The organism is Chryseobacterium sp. LAM-KRS1 (assembly GCF_013184525.1).
GTDB lineage: Bacteria > Bacteroidota > Bacteroidia > Flavobacteriales > Weeksellaceae > Chryseobacterium > Chryseobacterium proteolyticum.
This window is the reverse complement of sequence record NZ_JAAOIZ010000001.1, coordinates 650,037-672,185: the sequence shown is the minus strand read 5'-3', so window position 1 is coordinate 672,185 and position 22,149 is coordinate 650,037. Positions and strand designations below refer to the sequence as shown.

Below are 22,149 nucleotides of genomic sequence, written 5' to 3'. Positions count from 1 at the left end.
TGGGAAAATACTTTTTCTACACTATTCCATCATCTTTTTAATAGATGTACATACCTCATCAAGCTCTTTGCGATCCGGAAGGACTGAATATCTTTCACCAAACCGCAAACCAAAACCATCATTACGGAATCTCGGGAAAATATGCAGATGGGTATGAAAAACCTCCTGGCCGGCAGCTTCACCATCGGCAAGAAAATAATTGATTCCCTCAGATCTTATATCCGATTTCCTAAGGGCCCTATTAATTTTAGCAGCAACATTGAACATTCCTGAAGTAAGATCTTCGTCCAGTTCGGCAATGAATTCCCTGTGTATTTTCGGCACTACTAATATGTGTCCCGGATTAACGGGCTGGATGTCCATAAAAGCAATTACCTGATCATCTTCGTGGATGATGCTTGCAGGGAGTTCTCTGTTTATTATTTTACAAAAAATACAATTGTTCATAAGGACTGGAAAGTTTTTATAAAAATAGTAAAACGGAAATGATCATAAAATACAGGATTGTTTATTCAACAAAAAAAAGATAAATCTAGTTACGGTTTCCTGTTTTGGCCTGCCGCACAGCCTGGTTATCTTTTATATTTAATCGGTAGACCAACGTCAGGCGATATCGGGCGGCATTAGGGATATTGGTCTGGTTGATCACATAATCTGCTCCGGTGGTTACGCTTCTTAGTTTACGTAATTCAAAAAGATTACTCACATCAAATGTGACGGTCGCCCTGTCTTTTAAAAAAGTTTTGCTGCATCCAAAGTCGATACTGTGTACCGCATTAGTATGGGTTTGGGCTGTTGCATTGGCCCCCCTGAAATTATATATTGTCTGGAAAGAAAGTTTATCCTTCAGTTTAAGCTGAGCACTTAAACGGGCAGTCAGTGTAGTTCCTGAAAAATCAAAAGTCTGTTCCCGATAAGATCCTTCCTTTGCATAATGAAACAGGTTGAGCTCTGTATTCAGCTGAATCCATTTTAACGGATTATATAATACGGACAGCTCTATTCCACTCCGGGTTTCTTTATGAATATTTACAGGCATGGTAATAAAAAGCCCTTCAGCATTCCTGTACGTGTAATCCTCAATTATCCCTTTGTTTCTTTGGTAGTAAACCGATGGATTAAAAGTAAGCGTCTTTGTGTTCTTTAGAAAAGAAAGTTCCAATACCTGTGCATATGACGGATTAAGATCCGGATTTCCCACATAACGACTGCTAAGATCTGTCAATTCATTAAAAGGATAAATCATGGTAAGGGACGGCCTGTTGATCCTCTTGCTATAGCTGCCCTGCAAAGTCGTATTCCCGTTAAAATGGTAACTTAGGTTTAATGTTGGAAACAAGCGGGTGTAATTTTTATTGCTTGTGTAGGTTCCCATACGGTCTTCAATTCCTATTTTGGTAAGCTCACCACGTAATCCTCCCTGATAACTAAAGGCTCCTTTCTTACCTGAAAACTGAACATAGCCACTTCCGATCAGCTCTTTATATAAAAGGTGATTATCAATCTGATCAATGATCTCCCAGCCTGAAATATTTTGCTGCTCAGCAATGAAATCACTGTTGACCCTACGATCCTCCAATTTCAATCCGTATTCAATGGTAGAAGTACTGTCCAGCGGGTGGATCATATCCGTTTTGATCATAAAATCCTTACTGCTTCCTACTGAACCTGTTCTGATCAAAGGCAAGCCAGCCGCCAACGGGAAAACCCTTCGCGTTTCAAGATTCCATTCTTTATCACTGTCCCAGAAATCATACTGCATATCGACAGTAAATTTCTTTCCGGGCTTATCAAAGCTTTTGGTATAATTAAACTCCAGCTGATTGTAGCTCCTCTTTTCCCAGGATTCTCCATTGCGTGTGACACTGCTGTCTGCCAAACTATTTCTCCCAGAGTACAGATAATTCATACGGGTTTTATCATGATCACGTGTTGAGTTCCGGAGAAAAGCAGCAGTAAGGCTGTTCTGATCATTAATTTGAAAATCTGCTCCAAAATATAACAGTTTGGCATCGTCATGCCTGTTTTCATCCTGTCTCTGATCCAGTAAATAAGAGGCATCGGAAAGTCCTGAAGACTGCTGCATGGTGTATACCCCCACATAATCAGACAACCTGAGCCCGTACGTAGCAAATAAATTGAGTTTATTGGATTTAAAATTCAGACTGGGACTTATTCTGGTTTCATTGGGAATACCTCCAACCACACGCAACTGGCCACTAACACCTGCTTTTTTATTCTTTTTAAGGATTATATTGATAATGCCGGCTGATCCGGCTGCGTCAAACCTTGAAGAAGGGTTGGTTATCACTTCTACCCGTTCTACCTGATCCGCCGGCAATTGCTCCAACGCATTACCTTGCGTTAACCCTGTTCTCCGTCCATTAATCAGTACGAGGACATTGTTGTTCCCCCGTAAACTGATCCCGCCACCCGGATTTACACTTACGGAAGGGACCCTGTTTAACAAATCGGTAACTGCTCCCGATTGTGACAGAACATCCTTACCTACTTCAAAAATCTTTTTATCAAGCTTCAAACTGACTGGACCCCGTTTCCCTGTTAAAGAAACCTCTTCTAAAAGCTTTGCATCAGGTTCCAGGAGAACAGTTCCGACATGTATTGTCTCCGAGTTTACCTGTATCTGTTTATGGCTTTCCCGATAACCGATCAGGTGATAAACAATGCTATAATTTCCCATGGGAATTTGGTCCAGCCGGAATGCTCCTTTGCGATCTGAGATAGCCACTGCAATGGATTTATCGTTACTGTCCTTTAATGTAACAGTCACATCGGATAATGGCTGTCCGGAATTTTCGCTGATGACGCCTGTTATCATGGCTTGCTGGGCAAAATAAAGCGGAGTCGCCACCATGATCAGAAAGATGATTATTAATTGTTTCATGAAGTAAAATTAAAGCGTGCTCATGTCTGTTTAAAGTAAAAACATGTGAACCGCTCCAGAGGCTTTCGAACAGCAATCCGGAAGATTAGACTCAACTATTACTCCTGTAAACTTCTCCCTTTTACCACTTAATCTTATAGCTGAAAAGCCAGTCGTTTCCTTTTGATCCAAAAAGATTGATGAAAATTCTAATCATAGTTTCCCTGATGAATTGCTTAAAACCGTTCACCACTACTTTATCCTCTCCCCTTCTTCTTCCTTCAAGTACAATTTTTTCTACACGAGGTCTGCGCTCTTGTTCAAATAGTGAAAATGCGGACAGACATTCTTTTTGATCTCTGAGCAATTTAGCCAGCAACATTGCGTCTTCCAGGGCCATAGACGCTCCCTGTCCGGAGTTTGGACTTACCGCATGGGCTGCATCTCCTATCAGTATTATTTTTCGATGAGACCAAACAGGAAGAAAACGTACATCAAAAACATTAATGCGTAGGTAAGAATCTGCATTATTAATGATATCCGATACCGGAAAACTATAGTTTCCATATTGTTTATTCAAAACTTCCTTTTCCTCATCCACATGAATGTTTTTCAATTGATCTTTAGACCAGGGCATTTCGGAAATGACGTTGGTCCACCACATTAATTCTTTATCGTTTGCTCCGCTAAAGCCAAAGAAACCGTTTTTGCCATAAATAAAATTAATGTTCCTGAACTCCCTGTCTGTTAAACCTGCCAGCTTATCTTTTGAAATAAAACCGGCATGCGAAATAATCCCGGTAAATTCCGGTTGAATTTCAGGGGCGACGGACTTTCTTACCTCACTATTGATCCCATCTGCTCCAATCAACAGGTCCCCGATTGAAACAGTATCATCATCAAAGGAAACGATCACTTTCCCATCGTCAGTCTGGACAATATCTTTTACTTTCTTTTCAAAATAAAGCGGGATATTCTTAGTTCGGACAGCTTTTCTTAAGATATCTACCAATGTCTGCCTCTTCATACTGACTGCAGGTTGCGGAAACTTCTGCAGATCTGTAAACAGCATTTTTGCCAGCCTTTTTCCTTTGCCATTTCTAAAAACTCCTTCATGAACGGGACATCCGCTTTGAATAATTTCCTCTGCCAGGCCAAGCTCTGCCAGTACATTCATTCCGTTTGGTGCTATATTCAGGCCACCACCCGCAGTTTCCTCTCGTGATCTTAGCTCAAAGATTTCGGAGGAAATACCAATTTTTTCAAGGAATAATGCCATGGCAGTACCAGCAATTCCGGCACCTAAAATAATGGCTTTTCGATTCTCTTCCATAACTGATCGGTTTTTGTTTACTTTGTATATAATTAAGTTTGATTTTATTTTACTTATAAAACATTTTACAAAGTAAAATAAATTATTTTACACCAACAACAATGAGCAGAAATAAAATAGAACAAATCGGTGAAAGACTCAAAGAACAAAGTACCCATGCTGTTAGAAGGAGCAATCTTATCGCCGCTCAATTGAAAATCAATCCTACCGATCTTGAAGCTTTGGAAGTCCTGTTACGAAACGGAAAAGCGACTGCTGGAACACTTTCCAGCGAAACAGGAATATCAGGAGGAGCCGTTACCAAAATGATCGATCGCCTTGAAAAAGCAGATTTTGTAAAAAGGGTCCTGGATAAATCTGACCGAAGAAAAGTAATTATTGAGCCTAACTTAAATACCATACAACAAAGGGTATTCCCGTTATACGCTCCTTTAATAGCTGCTACAACAGAATTATTCAAAACATATTCTGACCAGGAACTCGATATTATCAACGGTTTTATGGAAAAAATACTTCAGATAAGCAGTGATGATCTGAACCAGATGACATCGGATCTGTAATATGATGTGATAAATAAGTCTATGTATCTGCAACCTAATTAAAAACATGCAAACAGCTCTACAGACTTTCAAACGACAACCAGGATTTATCCATTACCTTGTATATTTACATTATGCATAAGGTCCTGCTTTTATTGGTATTCCTGAACCTGGTGAATATCCCGGTTATTCAGAATGATGAACCTGTATCGCTGTATAAAACAGGAGATGATCCGGCCTGGGCAGCTAAGAACTACAATGACAAAAACTGGTCACGGGTAAGAGGAGATACTTCTGATAAGATATTCTGGTCACGGACCCGTCTTGATCTCCGGCAAGTAGAACCTGAACTTACGCCTTTAGGACTTCAGATCGAATCTTTTGGCGCATTTGAAGTATATTGGGATGGTGTTTTTATCGGAAACAACGGACAATTACCTCAAAATGGAAAACCTGAAACCCCAGGTTCCGAAAGCAGTTATTACAGAGTTCCGGACAGCCTGATTTCACCGGGTTCCCATATTGTTGCATTGCGAACTTCTCAATCATTACTTCCTCATGTACATCGTGACATTGGATTTAAGATGAATAAATACACAACCTTATTAACCAAACCCCTGGTTACCATGTCGTATATGAATCTCATGGCCGGAGCTTTTCTTATTGCAGCAGTCTATTATTTTTTCCTGTACCTGAACAGCAGGCGAAGACCTCTTGATATCCTTATTTTTGCAACCACCTGCCTTTTATTTTTTGTTTTACTGATCATGGAATACCTTAAATTTCATGTGGTTATTCCCTACTATCAGTTTTTTATCCGCCTGGAAATTATTGGATGGCTCACCTTTGCCAATGCGCTTTTGGTTCCCTGGTATTTTATTATTCAGTTTAATTTTAAAAGAGGAAAGTGGCTCATGGCAGCCCTTCTGGTAACGCTCTTATTATTATATGGATTTAATTACGGTCATTACGACCTTACCGCCAGATTGTACAGTCTTGCAATGCTCATTACAGCTATTATTGTTGTTCTGAACGGTATTATCCAAAAGGAAAAAGGAGGTTTTATCGTACTGGCAGGACTCTTGATCAGTGGCTTGATGCATAAATTTATTTTTTACGACTATGGACTCTTTATTAGCTTTACGATCATTGTTTTAAGCATGCTTTACCTGCACTCGATCCGGACCAGTGTTATTGAAGCCGAACACCAGCAGGCTGTATTGCTTTCTTCAAGGCTGCAACTGGAATTGCTGAAAAAAAATATCCAGCCTCATTTCCTGAGAAATACACTAACCTCTATGATGGACTGGGTCGAAGAATCACCCAGGGAAGGATCGCGCTTCATCCAGGCATTGGCCGCAGAGTTTGACATTATGAATGAGATTTCCGAACAGACCCTGATTCCCATAACAAAAGAGCTCGAACTTTGCCGGCAGCATCTTTCAGTCATGGGTTTCCGGAAAGAGATAAACTATAAATGGGAGCAAAACGGAATAGATGAAACGCAATTCATTCCACCCGCCATTATTCATACTTTACTGGAAAATGGCATTACCCACAGTGAACCATTGCCCGGAAATATCATTACATTTAAACTGAGCTATTCCTTATCGGGAAATCATCACGAATATGTATTCGAAACCATTGCAAAAAACCGTGAGGTATTCACAAGCCGGAGTGGCGGCAACGGACTTAAATATATCCGTGCCCGTCTGACAGAAAGTTACGGACAAAACTGGGTATTCAAATCCGTTCAAACAGAAAACGGCTGGCTATCGACCATTCAAATTACAAGATCATGAATATACTGATTATAGAGGACGAATCAAGGATCGCACATCGCCTGCAGCGTATGACAGCAAAATTCTTCGAAGACAGACCTGTTCGGATTACAGTTTGCGATTCTCTGCAAAAAGGACTTTCCCAAATAGAACACGATCTTCCTGATCTGCTGCTTCTCGATCTGAACCTCAATGGTGATAATGGTTTTGAAGTATTGGAACATATGGTAGCCTCTTCTTTTCACACCATCATTGTTTCAGCCAATACCGATAAAGCAATCACTGCCTTTGCATACGGAGTACTCGACTTTGTTCCCAAGCCTTTTGATGAGGACAGGCTTTTTCAGGCCCTTAACCGTTTTAGCAGCCCTTCCATAAAGTCGGGTGACGACATCCAATACCTGGCTGTGAAGAGATCCGGACAAATACGGTTGGTGAATATTACGGATCTGATTTATATAAAAGGAGCCGGAATTTATACCGAACTTCACTTAAAAGATGGCCGGCAGGAGCTTCACGATAAATCTTTAGAGCTTTTACAACAGCTTCTTCCTGGAGAATTTGAGCGGATTCACAAATCCTATCTTGTCAATCTGTCTCAGGCTGAAAAGATCACCATCAGCCCCGGTTCCCGGTACGGCTTATTGCTTAAAAACGGGGAAATCCTTCCGATTGGACGTTCAAAATACAAAGAGCTCAGAAATAAGACCATTTGATTGTTACCGTTTTATTTTATCCATCCTACTTTCTTCTTCCAGGCTTCCATCTCATTTTTTCTTTTGCTAAAATCGTCAGGTGGCAACTGATTTTCTCTTTTTACCTGCTCACGGATTATGGCCGCTTGCTCTTCCAGTGTGTTCAGCCCAATAGATTTTCTTCGTTCATTAACTTTTGTGATATTGTCAATAAAATTCGGGACCATTTCTCCGTTCTCATTCCAGTCAAATTGGGTTCCGTACAGCTGCGGCTTTCCTTCAAACACGGCAATCCGGTCACTAAGATAGGCGAGATTTTTAGGATCGGCCTTTTGTTCGTCTACTGCATCTTTTAATAACCGGACGCATTTTCTCATCAATTCAGGCTGGCCGATAGCATGCTGTATAATCAGCCAGGCAGCTTCACTGGCTTCTTTACCCACTTTGTCAATACCGGGATAACCAATAATATCCATGATATCATTCAGTTTTTTCGCATTCCTGTTATGCAATTGTTCCATTTCTTTGTGATATCCTTCCCCGAGTTCCCCTCTTTTGATAAGCTGATCACGCAATTCGAGATCTTCATTTTTTAGTTCAATAATTCTTTCTGCAAAATGGTTATGGCTCATAATAAGTTTTTAATAATATTTACTACCGGTATTTTTGATCGCTTAATACCTATCTTGATCTGCCTTTATAAATATACTCTATATTTTAAACTAATCAATTGAACAATGACACTCCCGGGAAACTTTCCAAAACTCCGGAATGCGGATTAGGGAGAAAGATAATTAACACAACTTTAACGCCTTTACCTAAATTCGGAGGCTGTGATTTTAATACATAAAGCCGTACTTTGCAGCCTAAAAAACAACGAAAAAGATGGGGCTATTTGATATGTTTACACAAGAGATCGCAATGGATCTTGGAACCGCTAACACACTAATTATACATAATAACAAAATCATCATTGATCAGCCCTCGATCGTCTCTATTGACCGTACAACAGGAAAACCAATAGCAGTCGGAGAACAGGCGAAGCTTATGCAGGGGAAGACCCATGAAAATATTAAAGCAGTACGTCCGCTGAAAGACGGTGTAATTGCTGATTTTCATGCTTCCGAACACATGATCAAAGAATTCATTAAACAGATACCGGGAATTAAGGGGAGATTTATACAGCCAGCACTTAGAATTGTCATTTGCATTCCTTCAGGGATTACGGAAGTGGAAAAAAGGGCTGTAAAAGATTCTGCATTGAAAGTGAATGCAAAGGAAGTTAAGCTGATCTATGAGCCAATGGCCGCTGCAATTGGTGCGGGTATTGACGTTCAGAATCCGGAAGGAAATATGATCGTAGATATAGGTGGCGGAACGACTGAAATTGCAGTCATTGCACTGGGGGGAATCGTTTGCGACAGATCGCTTAAAATAGCCGGAGATGTCTTTACCAATGATATTGCTTACTTCCTGAGATCCTATTACAATCTGTATGTTGGAGAGAGAACAGCTGAAAGAATAAAAATCGAAATCGGATCTGCACTGGAAGAGCTGGATTATCCTTTGGAAGACATTCCGGTACAGGGAAGGGACATGATCACCGGGAAACCTAAAGAGATCATGGTGAATTACAAAGAGATTTTTAAAGCCCTGGATAAATCCCTGATGAGAATTGAAGATGCGGTGATGGAAACGCTTTCCCTCACTCCGCCTGAACTGGCAGCAGACATCTATAAAACGGGAATCTATCTCGCCGGAGGTGGTGCTCTTCTTCATGGACTTGCAGACAGAATACACAAAAAAACAGGATTACCTGTATGTGTGGCGGAAGATCCCTTGAGAGCCGTTGTAAGAGGTACAGGTATCGCGCTTAAAAACATCAATAAGTTTAGTTTCCTGATGAGTAACTAATATTGACCGGAATAAATAGCAAAAGGCTTTGAATACATATTTAAGGCCTTTTTGTGTTGGGTAAAAAACAACAATATTACAAATGGTTAAAATATATTTATCACCTGGCATTGAATTGTTTTAATTAAAATTTTATATTTGCTGAGTACATAATTTGCATCCGGATTATAAGAAAAGCAGTACTAAAAAGGAAAAAGTGTTCCAACATATCATCACCCAAAAAGCCATGAAAACTTTAAAAACAGCCTTATCTGTATCTATTTTCAGTCTTGTTCTTACTTCCTGCGCTACTATGCAGCGAACCGATCTGTATTTTGGAACTAATATCCCGACCGGTGGCAATGTAACCCAGCAGCAGTGGAAGGAATTTTCTGACGGGGTTATTACCCAATACTTCCCTGAAGGATACACAGAAGTAGATGCTCTCGGGAAATGGATGGACACCCAGACCAAACAAACCATTTCCGAAAATACCAAGGTGGTGACCTTTCTCGGTAAACCCACCAAAAAAAGAAATGCTTCCCTCGACAGTATTACACAAAAGTATATTCGTCAATTTCATCAGCAAAGTGTCCTCAGAATAGATAGCAAGCCCAAAGTAAAATTCATCAGTAAGACATAATCTGTTTGTAAATTACCCTTTCCCTACATTTCATCCTTCAGGAAACTCCGTGTAGACCTTTTCATTAGAAAAATCATTACTAACTGATTTAACTTATATTTTTTACAAGTAAGCTCAAAGCGAAATTCTTTGTTCAAAACCCTCATCATCATTCATATAAAAGAACGATCAAAAAGTGAAATGACTTTTAATATGTAATTCCGGATCAATAGCCTTAACTTGGCAGGAAACTTGGTAAGTAAAACAATAAAGCCGATCAGGTTAAAATATAAACGGAAATACAATGGTAACGATCAACAATTTTGAAGAATATAAGTCCTATGAAGGAAAAACCATAGGTGTTTCCAACTGGCATCAGATAGATCAGGAACAGATCGATAAATTTGCTGATGCAACTTTAGACCGGCAATGGATACATGTCGATCCGGAAAGGGCAAAAAAAGAAGGACCTTTTGGATCAACCATAGCCCACGGGTATCTCACTCTTTCTCTTATCCCCTATTTATGGAAGCAGATAGCGGATGTCCGTAATGTAAAAATGGAAATCAATTACGAAATAGAAAGCTTCAAATTTGGGCAGGCCGTACGTGTTAACAGCGAAGTAAAGCTACAAGCCACCGCAAAAATGATATCCAACCTCAGAGGAACTGTTAAAGCGGTGATCCAGGCTAAGCTGATCATTAAAGGTGAAGAGAAACCCGCATACACCGGTGATGTTATTTTTCTTTACCACTTCGCTTAAAAACAGGAAGAATTCATTATTTTCATTCCGTAAACATGAATAATGTTTAGTTGCATCTATGAAAGACCACGAATTACATCAGCTTACTGATCTTCTTTTCAAATCCGGGAAAGAAGAAAAATACGGGCCTAAAAGCGTAATAATCGAAGAAGGAACGGTTTCGCGAAAGTTCTATTATTTAAAAAAAGGAATTCTGAGAGGCTGGACTCATTATGACGGTAAAGAAGTCACATTTCAATTCCTTTTTGAAAATCATATTTTTTGCTGTTCCGAGAGCTTCTTTTATCATCAGCCAAGCTCTTATACAGTGGAAACGATCGAAGCATGCAGCCTTTTATCAGTAGAAAAAACGGATATCGATACATTATCCGAAGACATTACCTTCATGAATCTCTTTAATAAATATCTCATAAGCCGGGTAAATGATTACCAGCAGTTATTGATCTCTCAGATCCGGGAAAAGCCGGAAATGCGCTACAAAAAGCTTCTTGAAGAAAATCCGGAAATCATCCTCCGTATTCCTCAGCATTTGATCGCGTCTTACCTCGGTATGACGCCGGTCAGCTTAAGCAGGATCAGAAATCGATGAACGCTTCATTTCTTTACAATTGTTAACGACGGGTTACTTACTTCCAGGCTACATTTGTTGAAAATTATATCAACAATGGAAAAATTAATACAAGCCGTATTCAAAGAAGTCATAGAAAACAAAAATTATGACGAATCTCTTATCAACAAATACTTCAGTGAAGATTATACCCAGGATGTAGATGGGGTAACGCTGGATTTTAATTCTTTTAAAAATCATATCCGGAAATTAAAGGAAAAAGTAGTTGAGCAAAAGGTAGTGTTTGAAAATATAATAAGTGATGAAGATTGCTTGATTACAAAGCATTATGTGACCAGTATTCTTCAGAATGAAGAGGTGGTAAAACACAAAGTCTTTGCAGAATTCAAATTCAAAAATGACAAAATAGTCCATTGTGACGAACTAACTTTCCTTTTAGAAGGTGATTCATCTGAAAAAAAATTAGGTTCTGAAGTTTGATCTATTTCAGGCTATAATCTAAAACAAAAAGAGCCTTCTCAGGAAGGCTCTTTAAACGAAAGTATAAAAAACTGTTCTTTAATTTCCAAAATTCACAAAATGCGGAATATCGGTCGAAAAGTTATTGATTGGTAAAAGATTATTTCGGTTGCTGTTAAAATCAAAAACCGAATTATTATCAAACGGAACACGCGGATAATAAGTAAAAGAGATCTGGATCCTGTTGAAAACCAGAAAAGGATTATTGATCAGAACACCAATTCCTATTTTTGTGTTGGCTGTTGTTTTCAGTAATTTGTCATCAGGCATACCCAGCCAGCCCACTGCGGCGGTTAAATACGGGCTGAAGTGAAAATTCTTCCAGGTTTTATTAACGAACAACTGAAGCTGATATCTCAGAACCAGTTTCTTAGTTCCGATATAATCCGAGTTATAAACCGGAAATTCATCTGAAGCCGAAAGATTAATTCTGTCTTTGTACGAATAGTTATGCTGTGGATTCCCCAAAGCCAGGGTCGGAGAGAAAAAATGTCTCACCTTGGCAAATTTCCAATCCATCAGATGGGTAAAATAAGTTCCATCTAGCCGGAAGGACTCGCGATTTTGATTGTCTTCATTAAAAAACCTTCCGAACTCAGCTTTTAAATTAAAATACCCCAGCCTGGTAAAATTACCATAAGATGCCGCAACTCCCACATATGGTTTTACGTCGTTATTTCTAGACAATCCCCCGGCCGTCAAATTCAATGATTTACCATAAGCAATATCTTCCGGCAAATCATATTGAAAAATATTTTTCTGAACCGAGAAATTCCTTTGGATAAACCCGATAGACATCAGGAAACTGCTGTAAGAATTAAAATACTGATACCGGTCGATTCCCGGGCTGTCTTTATATTGATAGTTTTGGAACCTCCCGATTATGGCAATATTACTGGAGACTTTTTCATTCGGATCGGATGAAACAGGAATCTGATATCCACCCCATACATCCTGGCTATATACCTTGATCTGGACTTCCGGATATGTTGTATCGTTCTCTACAGGAAGTAAAACATGTCTCATGAAATATTCCAGACTAACACCACCTGCCCATTTGGTGAGTGGTGAGAAAAAGTCTCTCCTGACATTAAAGTTGATTCTTTCATTTTTAAAAAAATCCCTCTCCCCCAGAATCTGTGCATCAACGTAGGACCCGAAAAGGTTATAGGCCGTGTAACTTCCCAAAAGGTAGTTTTGCTTTTCTTTAGAATCGTTTCGGTAAAGGAAATCGAAGGTATGGCCTAATCCCAGAACATTTTCTTCCGTAACTCCAAGGCCGATTTTACTTCCCGAGTAGCTTAGCCTGGGTTTTAAACTCCATGAATCGAGAACCCTTACCACCACATCAATAGAATCATTGTTGGAATTACTTTCCTCAACACCGATATGAACCCTGTTGACAAAAGCCATTTTTCTCAACAAACGTTCGGATTCATAGAGTTTCTGCGCATTATACTCTTCCCCCTCGTGAAAAAGCAGGTAATTATTAACCGTGGAAGTCCTGGTATTAGGATGAAGATGATTGGTGATCCAGTCGTACCATTTAGATTGCTCTTTAGTATCCTTGGAACCATATCCAAAGGGGTCTATCGTTTCTATACGGATATTTCTGATGTATTTCCTGTTATATTTCTCCTGCGATAGCTTTTCAGTTCTGGACTTAACAGAAGTAGAATCCGCTTCCCTACGGAATATGAGCCGGTGAAAGAATTTGGTCACTTTATGATGATCCGAAAATTCTTCTATTTTGTAATAAAGAGAATCTTTTTTTTCCTGTGCATTTAAAAAGAAAAAACCACCGAACAGCAAAATTAAAAATATAGTAGATCTAGTCATTAGTCATCAAAAATTCAATAAGCTTGATAATATCAATTTACAAGCCAATAAGAATTAAAAACGTACTAAATTCTATTGAAATCATATCATCTTTCACTCCAGGAAAGATGAATGCATCTGCAGATAGCAAATGAAAAAATCATCTTTTGGTAGAAGTTGAACTCAACAAATTTAAAATCAACCCATTACTTTGTTATAGATCAACTGGCAATTTATTGCGCTTTGAACCAAAGTAAACAGCAAGCAAAATGCTGGGGTGTTGAACCGTAATAGCGCAAAAAACTTTTGTCGAAAACTATTTCAAAAGCGACCAGATGAGAACCCCCGCACCGGCATAGGCCGCTACCGTAATGATGTCAGCTATGGGCTGCGAAAATCTTTTTTCAGCAATTCTTTCGGCATTAATCTGATTCTTATGAAATTTTAGAATTTTCTTAGGATTATGGACCGGATGCGCAACCAGACTATCACTTTCCCATCTGTCCACTATTACTTTGTAGGTTTTGCCGTCTGCTTCAATCCTCACATTTTTATTAGGTGAGAGCTTCTCCTGAACATTCACAGGAGCGGATACTTGTTGCAGATTCAGATTTTGGGAATCAGCGTTTGGATTTTTCGTTTGCGCAGGAGCATTATTACCAGAGCTCATTTTAGATGCCTGCTTATTGTCGGCTGTGGGATTGGCCTGTTTTTTTACCTGATAAGTATAGCAACTCACAAGAGAAAATGATATAAGGATACAATAAAGATTCTTTCGCATGAGTCAAATTTAAGAAATAAACGCAAAAATCAGTATTTTCTTTTGAAAGATCCTGTGATATTATTACCAAAACAAAAAACACTGTCAACAATAATATTTCCATGTTTTTAAATGTATTGATTTCGGCCTTTAGGAGAAAGGGTTCAGGTCATTTGTTACTCCTGATTATCGGTTCTGATCAAGAACAAATTTTAAATTCGCAAAATCCGTATCGGCTTCCACCAAAGTACAAATTCCATTGCTGTAGGTATAAGTAGTGGTGTTTCCGTTGGGCAGATCGATTCTGTACTTTCCCGAAGTAATCTTCCGGACAGGAATCATTTTTTGGAATTTCTCCGAAAAAACGGATTTTATGTTCCCCGGTTCATTAAAATACAAACTTGCCGTCGAACTGAAAATTGACTGTTTCAGCGAGCCATTCGCTCCATCTTTATCCGAAAGATGATAAAAACTTCCATTCCAGGTAGCGGTATTGTTCACCTTTAGTTTTCCGTTCATTGTCCGGTAAAGTTTGGCCTGTTGAAGGATATTCTGTTTAAAAGTAACCCCCATTTTGTCATAAATTTCAATACTGTAAAGAAGCTTTACTTTGGCCCTTGATTCAAAAAGATATTCAGTGACATCATCTTTTAAAGAACGCTCCACATGGATCTTGCCAATCATTTTATTATCCTTAATGATGGAATAGTTCAATTCTTTGTTAATAGGTGGTGCCATGAAAGGTTGAAAATAATTGTACACCATCACCGTAAAAATCAGGAGTGCTTTCATAATAAAAATATTTATGAAGCAAAATTAGTCCGGGAAAAAGCTTAAAATGTTCCGGAGGATAAATGTGAACTTATTATTTTTAAATAATTTAAACAATTGAAAACAAGATATTTGAGCATAAATCTTCGTTCTGGTTTATAATATTGAACCTTGTTTTTTAAATAATTATATTAAACTTAGCCACCGATTCGTATTGCTGTACTCCAATTAACTTGGGATACATTTTTCTTCACACTCTTTCCAATTTAAATTGTTCTGTTGTTGCAAATATTCTACAGGATAATTTTCATCAAAAAAACTCAAAAAAAGAAATGATAATTTTTAATACGACGAGTTCTGTCGCTGTGCACAAGTACCTTTGTATTAGAGATAAGATAAAGAATCCCGGGAAATTAATTGTCTTACTAAACCAAATTTTAACCTAAAAACAACTTTTTTACATGATGTTTAAAAAACAACTGATAATCATTTTTCTTCTTTCTTTTTTCATTTCCTACGCGCAGAATGAATTTACTACGCTCTGGAAACCAAATGCAAATGGCATTATTGATCATTCAATAAAGTTTGGCGGCACAGGAACCGATTATACCATTTATTGGGAAGAAGTAGGATATCCTCAGCATAACGGAATCATGAATTCTGTCACTTCTAACAGTAACAATCCTATAACCATAAATTTCGGACCTTCATTACATACAGATCCTTTGCAGGCTACCTACGAAGTGAAAGTATCCGGCGGTAACGGATTATTTTATGGGTTCAGGGCCAATACCGGTATTATGCCTCCTGAGGGAAATCAGGAGCTCATAGAAGTAAGTCAGTGGGGAAATACTACATGGCTTCAGCAATTCGAAAGTGCATTCGCCAACTGTCCAAGTCTTAATGTAACGGCAGCAGATACTCCTGACCTTACACATATAAACAATTTGTCACAAATGTTCCTAAACTGTTCATCTTTGACAGGGCACACTTCATTTTCTTATTGGAATCCATACAATATTACGGATATGAGCGGTATGTTCAGCGGAGCTACTCTGTTTAATCAGAATATTGGAAACTGGATACAGCAAAAGTAACCAATTTTAGTGGCATGTTTTCTTCTGCTTCTTCTTTCAATCAAGATATTTCTTCCTGGAATACAATGTCCGGAACTGACTTCTCTTCTATGTTTTCGGATGCTACTTCTTTTAATCAGCCATTAAATTCATGGAATACGGAAAATGCTACTAATTTCCGTTATACATTCTATAATGCAAAAGCATTTAATCAGCCTCTTAATAACTGGAATACAAGTAAAGTAAAAGATTTTGAGCATATGTTTGAAAATGCAGTATCATTCAATCAGCCCATTGGAAATTGGGACGTAAGTAAGGTTGATTATATTGCCGGATTTAATATGTTTTCGGGTGCTTCCCATTTTGACCAGGATATTTCTTCGTGGAACATCAAGCTACAAAACTTCAGCTGGAATGCAATCTATTTCGGATTTAAAAATGCCGGCTTATCATGTACAAATTACAGCAAGTTTCTTATTGCTCTGAATAATAATCCTACATGGGCGAACTCAACAATAACATCCGGAACTATAGATGCAACAGGACTTGTTTATTCTACACCGCAGGCTATGCTGGCCAGAGCTCAGCTGATCAATAAAGGCTTTAATATTATCGGAGATTCCTATATTGCCGGTTGTTTTCTGTCAGCAAGAGAAGCTTCACCAAAAACTAAAACCTCCGCTTATCCTAATCCAACAACAGGAGTGATTAATGTAGAATCCTCATCAGACGAAAATGTTCATTTATATGATATCAACGGCAATCTTATTAAAAATATAATCTTTAGAAAGGGGAAAAACACGATCGATCTTACTGAATATCCATCAGGAGACTATTTCTTAAAAGGTGATACGACTCTAACTAAAATAATCAAGCAATAACAGGTTAATTTACAATTAAATTCAGCTCCAAAGTCATTGTACTTTGGAGTTTTTTAAGTATTATATTTATGTAAGTTAGAAGAATTACTATAATGACAATCAGGAAACCTTCGAAGTTGATTTAAATCTGTAAGATGTGGATGAGCAATGAGCGAGGCCCGCGCGCCAGCGAAAGCAACTACAGAGACTACCTGAAAAGGGTTCAAAATAATTACAGAAAATCTATCACAATTCTCTTCATTCCATCTATTTCTTCCACATAAAATAATCTAATCCATCTGAAGTTTAAAAATAGTTTCAAGCTGCTTCCGGTTGGCAGAAGCTGGAATATTTTTCATAAGATTGTTTCTCAACCATACTCCCAAACCATTATCTATATGCGCCAGGCGTCCCACAGTACGACTGCTGTTTACGACCTGTAAAGCCTTAGGCATTCGTATTGCTTCATATTGTTGAAAGGCAGTCTGTATATTTTGTTCCTTGGCGAGTAGCTTCCCGAGTATGTATGCATCTTCTATAGCCTGACATGCCCCTTGTCCCAAATTAGGCGTTGTGGCATGCGCAGCGTCCCCTACAAGACATACCTGCTCCTGCTGCCAGCAATTAATAGGCTTAAGATCGACAATATTGCTGATAAAAATGTCACTATCTCTGCATTGGGAAATTATTGACTGAATAGTTGGGTGAAAATCTCTGAAACTTTTTGTTACTTCTTTTTCCTTTGCATTTTCATTCACTAATGCGTACCAATAGACTTTATTCGGGGCTATCTTTACAAAGCCAAAGCGCTTTCCTTTTCCCCAGGCTTCATTAAGCTCATGATGATATTCTGCAGGCAAATCCATTTCACTAACTCCACGCCAACATCTTTGCTTAGCATCCCGAAGGTTGCTTGTTGGAAAAAGTTGCTTACGCACCACAGAATTGATTCCATCTGCTCCAATTAACCACCTTGTCTTATGTACAGAACCGTCTTCAAAATAAAGATGATAATTGTCTTTTTTTTCTATTTTTACTAACCGTTTTGATAAACTTATATGCTCGTTACCTAATGCTTCTACCAACAATTGCTGTAGCGCACCACGATGGATGGCTATATTGCAAACTCCATATTGCTTTTCAAAATCTTTCAGGTCGACCACTGATAAAGATTTAAGATAACGATCCGTAATTTTCATAGCAGAAATACGGTTACCAGCCTTTTCAACCTGTTGATGAAGGCCTAAGGATTTAAAGACCTGCATGGCATTGTTCGCCATAATAATTCCTGCTCCAACTGCTTTTATTTCTGTTGCTCCCTCATAGATGTGTACCGCATATCCTTGCTGTCTGAGCATTAGGGCCGTTACCAATCCGCCGATACCCGCTCCTATAATTGTGATTGTTTCATTCATAACATGCTGTTTTGATAGCACAAATGTAGAAGCTCCAATCCTCCAAAAACGTTCACTTAAGTTAATAAACATTCATCAGTTTGCGATATAAAAGTATCCTTCTCAAACCGTAAGCATCAGTTTGTATTTAATTCTAACGCATCAGTCTTCTGCGGATCCGGCTTAGCGATTGAGGTTGAATACCTAGATAACTTGCTATATACTTCTGAGGAAACTTCAGAACAATTTCCGGATAATTCTCTAGCAGTTTGAGATACCTGTTTTCCGGTGTAAAGTATAATAATTCTTCAATTCGATGCTTGGCAGCAAGATACACTATCTCCGTCATGCGCCGGCCAAATACCTGCCAGTATTCATCACTATGAGTAAGTTCCATCCAATTTTTACGCGATATCAGGGCAACATATGATTTTTCTAAAGCTTGGATATTGAGTTTAGCCTTCTCCTGTAAAAGAAAACTCTCAAAATCTGTGAATCCCATGTCTTCCAGTCTGTTATGAAAATGAAAAAGAAAATTGATCTCACAGCCTTCTTCATTGATGTAAAAAGTACGAAGCGTTCCTTTAATGACAAATCCAATAAAATTACAAAACTCATCCTGCTGAATTAAAAATTCTTTTCGTTTTAGCTCTTTGAACTCTAATAATTCATAAAAAGTATCTATTCGAACCTCATCCACAGCAAGTGCCTGAGCTAATGTTTTTTTAAAGGTATTATGATCAAACATGATAAATCAAAAAGCTTGTAAGAATCTTTCTCAAATATACATATCCGGAATTATGTTGCCAAATCCCACTGCTGGCGCGAACGTGACGTTCATGTATGAGTAATCTCAGATCTGTTATATAATGTCACCGTACTTTGGGGGTTAAATTGAAAAGTGATTTTCTGCTTATTACCCATATTATCTGAGATCCAAAACATATTTTTTATTTGAAAATTTGTAGGCATAATTCATCTGATTTTTAGAATGAGTTGCATTTTTTTTCAAAATTTACAATTTTAGTTCGTAGTATAAAACATTCTCACTTTGTCCGTCCTGCCAATTACAGGGTTCCGTATGGGTATAATGAAAACCAAATTTTTGATTAGCCATTTTTGATGCAATATTACTTTCTCGGTGACTGATACTCAATTTTTTTAATTGTTTTTTTAAAGCCCAAGCTATTCTACTCTTATAAAAAAGTGCTGATAAACCTTTACCACGATGCTCTCTTTTGATATATGATTGCCCTAAGTAGGCTTCGGCATCATTAAGTAACACAATACTTGTCATTCCAACAAGCTCATCCATAAGATAAAGACCAAAAACGGCTCTGGGTTCTTTTATTCTTGCTAGCCATTCCTCATCAGTAAGCTTAGTTTCGGACGGATGTGTTATTCGAAACATAGCTGGTTCGGTTTTTAAAGCTTCCAAACGCATTTGTTTATATAATAAAAACTCCGAGTCGTTGAGTTGGCGGATTAAATAATTTTCTAGTGAAAATATTATTTCTTCTTGATTCACAATCCTTAATATTATTTTAACCGTATTCAAATTTTTAGATATAAGTAAAATTCATTTTTCATATCAATCTTTAAGAATATAAAGAAAGAAGAAAAATTCATTTTTCTCTACCATTACTAAAAGCCAGACGATTTCAAAAGATTTAATACAAATTAGAAATAAGGATTATTTACCATGTTTTTTTTCGAATTGGAGCTTTTTTCGAGCGACCCCAAACAATGAATATACTATTAACAATAATAAGACTTCTGTTTCTATTTTTTGTATTTCGCCTCTTGAAATATGATATGCTAATGCCGAAACCATAAATATGGCAATTCCTATGGCTGCCCAAATGCTGATGTTTGGTTTTATTCTTGAAACAGAAGGCAATATAAGTCCTAATGCTCCTAATGATAAATCCCAACGGAACATTTGGAACGATATCTGAAACTACCTCGATAGGCTGACTTAGTTTTATCCTCCCGACATTAAAAACCTCAAGGTTAAAATTACTTGTGCAACCCAAAGACCGATTTGTAACGCCATTGAAGGCTTTTGGTTATTTTCCTTTTTTAAATAAAATAAACTCTTAAATAATTGTTTTAGCCTCAGCTAAAGACACCGTTTTTCCTAAACCTAATTCGCTCAAATCCCCAGGAAATTCAATTCTTATAGATTGCTCAATATTTCCTATTCTAAATGGTGTATAACCATTGTCTTGGATTAATAGCTCAACGTCGGCATTGATAGTTTCGTCATCTGTTGCATAAAATAATACAGCAAATTCAGGTTCTTGAAAAGCCGATTTAGCTAAATTTGTTGCAGATAAAGAGCTCCACGCCTTGACTAGCTTTGCTTTCTCTGGTAAAAATTGTGCATTAATTTGTCCCGCAGATTCGCTTTCCCCAATTAACTTTTTAAGTTTTCCATTTTCGTCCAGTCCTAAAGGATTTGAAGGATCTATGATTATTTTCCCTTTCAATTCGGAAGCATATTGTTTTAATAATTCTTGAACCGCCTTAAAAGAAACAGCCATAATAACAATATCTGATTGTTGAATGGCTTCTTTTATTTCATTTACTGTTCCAAGATTTCCTAATTCTTTTGCAAATTTTTGAGCATTTTCTAAATTTCTACTAGTCAAAATAAAAGAACGATTACCTTTTACTAAGTTCCTGCTAATTGCTTTACCTATGTTACCTACTCCAATGATGGCTACTTTTTTAGTTGACATATTTTTGTTTTTTATTATTTATTAAAATTTACACTACAAAATTGAGAGAAAATGCAGAGGTAAAAAGATAACAAATGTTAAAAAAAATTGTTGACATATATCAACCATTTTTAAGTATTTTTAAGCCTAAAAAACTATTTTCTCAAAGAATTGCGGCGTAATCGACTAAGGGTTTCTTTGGTCATGCCGAGATAGGATGCTATGATATGTTGTGGAAATCGCTGTAAAAATTCGGGATATAGTTTTGAAAATTCTTTATATCGTTGTTCAGCCAACTTACTAATAGAAGCATTTAGTCGCCTTTGTAAAGTGTAGGCATGATTAAAATCGAGTTGGCGCCCCATTTCGTTAAGTGCAGTTATAGATTCTAATTTCACTATATCTTCTCTGCTTACCACAAGCAAATCGGTATCTTCCCATGCATCGATATTGTAGATAGAAGGTGTCCCATTGCCAAAACTTTCGCGGTCATTTACCCACCAATTTTCAATAGATAATCGCATGATATGTTCCGTTTCTTTGTCATCCACAGTATATTGACGCATTGCCCCTTTCAAGATAAATCCAGAGTATTTACAAACATCACCTTCTTGTAAAAAGTATTGTTTTTTTCTTATTTTCTTTGGAATAAAAACATCTTTGATGATTTCTAAATCATTATCAGTCAGTGGTGTCTTAGAGTGGTTTTTAATAAAATTGATTAAAGGTTCGTACATTTGGATTTTAAGTTATTATTATTTATTGTTATTGCTATCCTCAAATAACTAATGCAATTTCTGTTGCAATAGTTTTTTATCGGGAAATTGCATCTGACATTCTTCAACCATTGTAGGCGAAAGACTACTACTTAAAGTATATTCAACCACTTCACTGTCTTTATCTTTACACAATAATATGCCAAAACTTGGGTTTAATTGTCTTTTCACATCACGATCTAGAACTTCAAGATAGGAATTCAGTTGTCCCAAATGTTCAGGTTTAAACTGGTCTGATTTCATTTCAAAAGCTACCAAACAATGCAAACCAAGATTATAAAACAGTAAATCAACATAAAAATCACTCTTTCCTACTTGTACTTTGTATACTTCCCCAATAAACAAAAAATCTTTAACTAATTCTAAAATAAAAT

At 37.6% G+C, this 22,149-nt stretch carries 24 protein-coding genes; 10 read left to right on the top strand and 14 right to left on the bottom strand.

Annotated features, from left to right (window positions below):
- Positions 1-21 precede the first annotated feature (21 nt).
- The 3 genes from G9C87_RS03040 to G9C87_RS03030 form a co-directional block, all read right to left on the bottom strand.
- The gene (locus tag G9C87_RS03040) at positions 22-447 is read right to left on the bottom strand and encodes an HIT family protein (protein ID WP_172277974.1); all 426 of its coding nucleotides are present in this window, start codon (positions 445-447) and stop codon (positions 22-24) included.
- Between the two features lie 85 nt (positions 448-532).
- Positions 533-2,905 carry an outer membrane beta-barrel family protein gene (locus G9C87_RS03035; RefSeq protein ID WP_172277972.1) on the bottom strand — a complete coding sequence of 791 codons (2,373 nt, stop codon included), beginning with the start codon at positions 2,903-2,905 and terminating at the stop codon, positions 533-535.
- Between the two features lie 121 nt (positions 2,906-3,026).
- The gene (locus G9C87_RS03030; RefSeq protein ID WP_172277970.1) at positions 3,027-4,217 is read right to left on the bottom strand and encodes an FAD-dependent oxidoreductase; all 1,191 of its coding nucleotides are present in this window, start codon (positions 4,215-4,217) and stop codon (positions 3,027-3,029) included.
- Positions 4,218-4,318: 101 nt separating this feature from the next.
- On the opposite strand from G9C87_RS03030, the gene G9C87_RS03025 reads away from it, so the two are divergent.
- The 3 genes from G9C87_RS03025 (at position 4,319) to G9C87_RS03015 (ending at position 7,253) form a co-directional block, all read left to right on the top strand.
- Positions 4,319-4,777: a MarR family winged helix-turn-helix transcriptional regulator gene (locus tag G9C87_RS03025; RefSeq protein ID WP_172277968.1), complete on the top strand. Its 459-nt coding sequence runs from the start codon at positions 4,319-4,321 to the stop codon at positions 4,775-4,777.
- 113 nt (positions 4,778-4,890) lie between these two features.
- Positions 4,891-6,558, top strand: coding sequence for a histidine kinase (locus tag G9C87_RS03020; RefSeq protein ID WP_172277966.1), 1,668 nt, complete (start codon positions 4,891-4,893; stop codon positions 6,556-6,558).
- The gene (locus G9C87_RS03015; RefSeq protein WP_172277964.1) at positions 6,555-7,253 is read left to right on the top strand and encodes a LytR/AlgR family response regulator transcription factor; all 699 of its coding nucleotides are present in this window, start codon (positions 6,555-6,557) and stop codon (positions 7,251-7,253) included. The genes G9C87_RS03020 and G9C87_RS03015 overlap by 4 nt, the downstream gene beginning before the upstream one ends.
- A gap of 11 nt (positions 7,254-7,264) precedes the next feature.
- Here the strand turns inward: G9C87_RS03015 and G9C87_RS03010 are convergent, their stop codons facing one another.
- A complete protein-coding gene (locus G9C87_RS03010; RefSeq protein ID WP_172277962.1) occupies positions 7,265-7,864 on the bottom strand; it encodes a DUF6624 domain-containing protein in 600 nt (199 codons plus the stop codon).
- Between the two features lie 253 nt (positions 7,865-8,117).
- On the opposite strand from G9C87_RS03010, the gene G9C87_RS03005 reads away from it, so the two are divergent.
- The 5 genes from G9C87_RS03005 to G9C87_RS02985 all read left to right on the top strand — a co-directional run bounded on the left by G9C87_RS03005 (position 8,118) and on the right by G9C87_RS02985 (position 11,558).
- Positions 8,118-9,146 (top strand): rod shape-determining protein, encoded by a 1,029-nt coding sequence (locus G9C87_RS03005; protein WP_172277960.1) that lies wholly within the window; start codon positions 8,118-8,120, stop codon positions 9,144-9,146.
- Positions 9,147-9,372: 226 nt separating this feature from the next.
- Positions 9,373-9,768 carry a DUF3574 domain-containing protein gene (locus tag G9C87_RS03000; protein WP_172277958.1) on the top strand — a complete coding sequence of 132 codons (396 nt, stop codon included), beginning with the start codon at positions 9,373-9,375 and terminating at the stop codon, positions 9,766-9,768.
- A 283-nt stretch (positions 9,769-10,051) separates the two neighbouring features.
- Entirely contained in the window at positions 10,052-10,510 is a 459-nt protein-coding gene (locus tag G9C87_RS02995) for a MaoC family dehydratase (RefSeq protein ID WP_172277956.1), read from the top strand.
- Positions 10,511-10,568: 58 nt separating this feature from the next.
- Positions 10,569-11,099 carry a Crp/Fnr family transcriptional regulator gene (locus tag G9C87_RS02990; RefSeq protein WP_172277954.1) on the top strand — a complete coding sequence of 177 codons (531 nt, stop codon included), beginning with the start codon at positions 10,569-10,571 and terminating at the stop codon, positions 11,097-11,099.
- 75 nt (positions 11,100-11,174) lie between these two features.
- Positions 11,175-11,558, top strand: a complete 384-nt coding sequence (locus G9C87_RS02985; RefSeq protein WP_172277952.1) for a hypothetical protein — start codon at positions 11,175-11,177, stop codon at positions 11,556-11,558.
- A gap of 78 nt (positions 11,559-11,636) precedes the next feature.
- On the opposite strand, the gene G9C87_RS02980 is transcribed toward G9C87_RS02985, so the two are convergent.
- The 3 genes from G9C87_RS02980 to G9C87_RS02970 all read right to left on the bottom strand — a co-directional run bounded on the left by G9C87_RS02980 (position 11,637) and on the right by G9C87_RS02970 (position 14,967).
- Positions 11,637-13,436, bottom strand: coding sequence for a hypothetical protein (locus G9C87_RS02980; RefSeq protein WP_172277950.1), 1,800 nt, complete (start codon positions 13,434-13,436; stop codon positions 11,637-11,639).
- 295 nt (positions 13,437-13,731) lie between these two features.
- On the bottom strand, positions 13,732-14,196 hold the full coding sequence (locus G9C87_RS02975) for a hypothetical protein (protein WP_172277948.1): 465 nt from the start codon (positions 14,194-14,196) through the stop codon (positions 13,732-13,734).
- Positions 14,197-14,361: 165 nt separating this feature from the next.
- The gene (locus G9C87_RS02970) at positions 14,362-14,967 is read right to left on the bottom strand and encodes a DUF6134 family protein (protein WP_172277946.1); all 606 of its coding nucleotides are present in this window, start codon (positions 14,965-14,967) and stop codon (positions 14,362-14,364) included.
- 440 nt (positions 14,968-15,407) lie between these two features.
- Between G9C87_RS02970 and G9C87_RS02965 the strand changes: the two genes are divergently transcribed.
- On the top strand, positions 15,408-16,043 hold the full coding sequence (locus G9C87_RS02965; RefSeq protein WP_172277944.1) for a BspA family leucine-rich repeat surface protein: 636 nt from the start codon (positions 15,408-15,410) through the stop codon (positions 16,041-16,043).
- A gap of 14 nt (positions 16,044-16,057) precedes the next feature.
- On the top strand, positions 16,058-16,903 hold the full coding sequence (locus G9C87_RS02960; protein WP_172277942.1) for a BspA family leucine-rich repeat surface protein: 846 nt from the start codon (positions 16,058-16,060) through the stop codon (positions 16,901-16,903).
- A 269-nt stretch (positions 16,904-17,172) separates the two neighbouring features.
- Here G9C87_RS02960 and G9C87_RS02955 read toward each other — a convergent pair whose 3' ends face one another.
- From G9C87_RS02955 to G9C87_RS20770, 7 genes are all read right to left on the bottom strand, one after another.
- Positions 17,173-18,297 carry an FAD-dependent monooxygenase gene (locus tag G9C87_RS02955; protein WP_172277940.1) on the bottom strand — a complete coding sequence of 375 codons (1,125 nt, stop codon included), beginning with the start codon at positions 18,295-18,297 and terminating at the stop codon, positions 17,173-17,175.
- Positions 18,298-18,430: 133 nt separating this feature from the next.
- The gene (locus G9C87_RS02950; protein ID WP_172277939.1) at positions 18,431-19,024 is read right to left on the bottom strand and encodes a Crp/Fnr family transcriptional regulator; all 594 of its coding nucleotides are present in this window, start codon (positions 19,022-19,024) and stop codon (positions 18,431-18,433) included.
- Positions 19,025-19,291: 267 nt separating this feature from the next.
- Positions 19,292-19,804 (bottom strand): GNAT family N-acetyltransferase, encoded by a 513-nt coding sequence (locus G9C87_RS02945; RefSeq protein ID WP_172277937.1) that lies wholly within the window; start codon positions 19,802-19,804, stop codon positions 19,292-19,294.
- A gap of 165 nt (positions 19,805-19,969) precedes the next feature.
- A complete protein-coding gene (locus G9C87_RS20985) occupies positions 19,970-20,140 on the bottom strand; it encodes a hypothetical protein (RefSeq protein WP_410498869.1) in 171 nt (56 codons plus the stop codon).
- A gap of 235 nt (positions 20,141-20,375) precedes the next feature.
- A complete protein-coding gene (locus G9C87_RS02935) occupies positions 20,376-21,020 on the bottom strand; it encodes an NADPH-dependent F420 reductase (RefSeq protein ID WP_172277933.1) in 645 nt (214 codons plus the stop codon).
- A 134-nt stretch (positions 21,021-21,154) separates the two neighbouring features.
- On the bottom strand, positions 21,155-21,736 hold the full coding sequence (locus G9C87_RS02930; RefSeq protein ID WP_172277931.1) for a Crp/Fnr family transcriptional regulator: 582 nt from the start codon (positions 21,734-21,736) through the stop codon (positions 21,155-21,157).
- A 48-nt stretch (positions 21,737-21,784) separates the two neighbouring features.
- Complete coding sequence (locus tag G9C87_RS20770; RefSeq protein WP_228456931.1) at positions 21,785-22,120, bottom strand: PDDEXK nuclease domain-containing protein; 336 nt, start codon at positions 22,118-22,120, stop codon at positions 21,785-21,787.
- Positions 22,121-22,149: the final 29 nt, after the last annotated feature.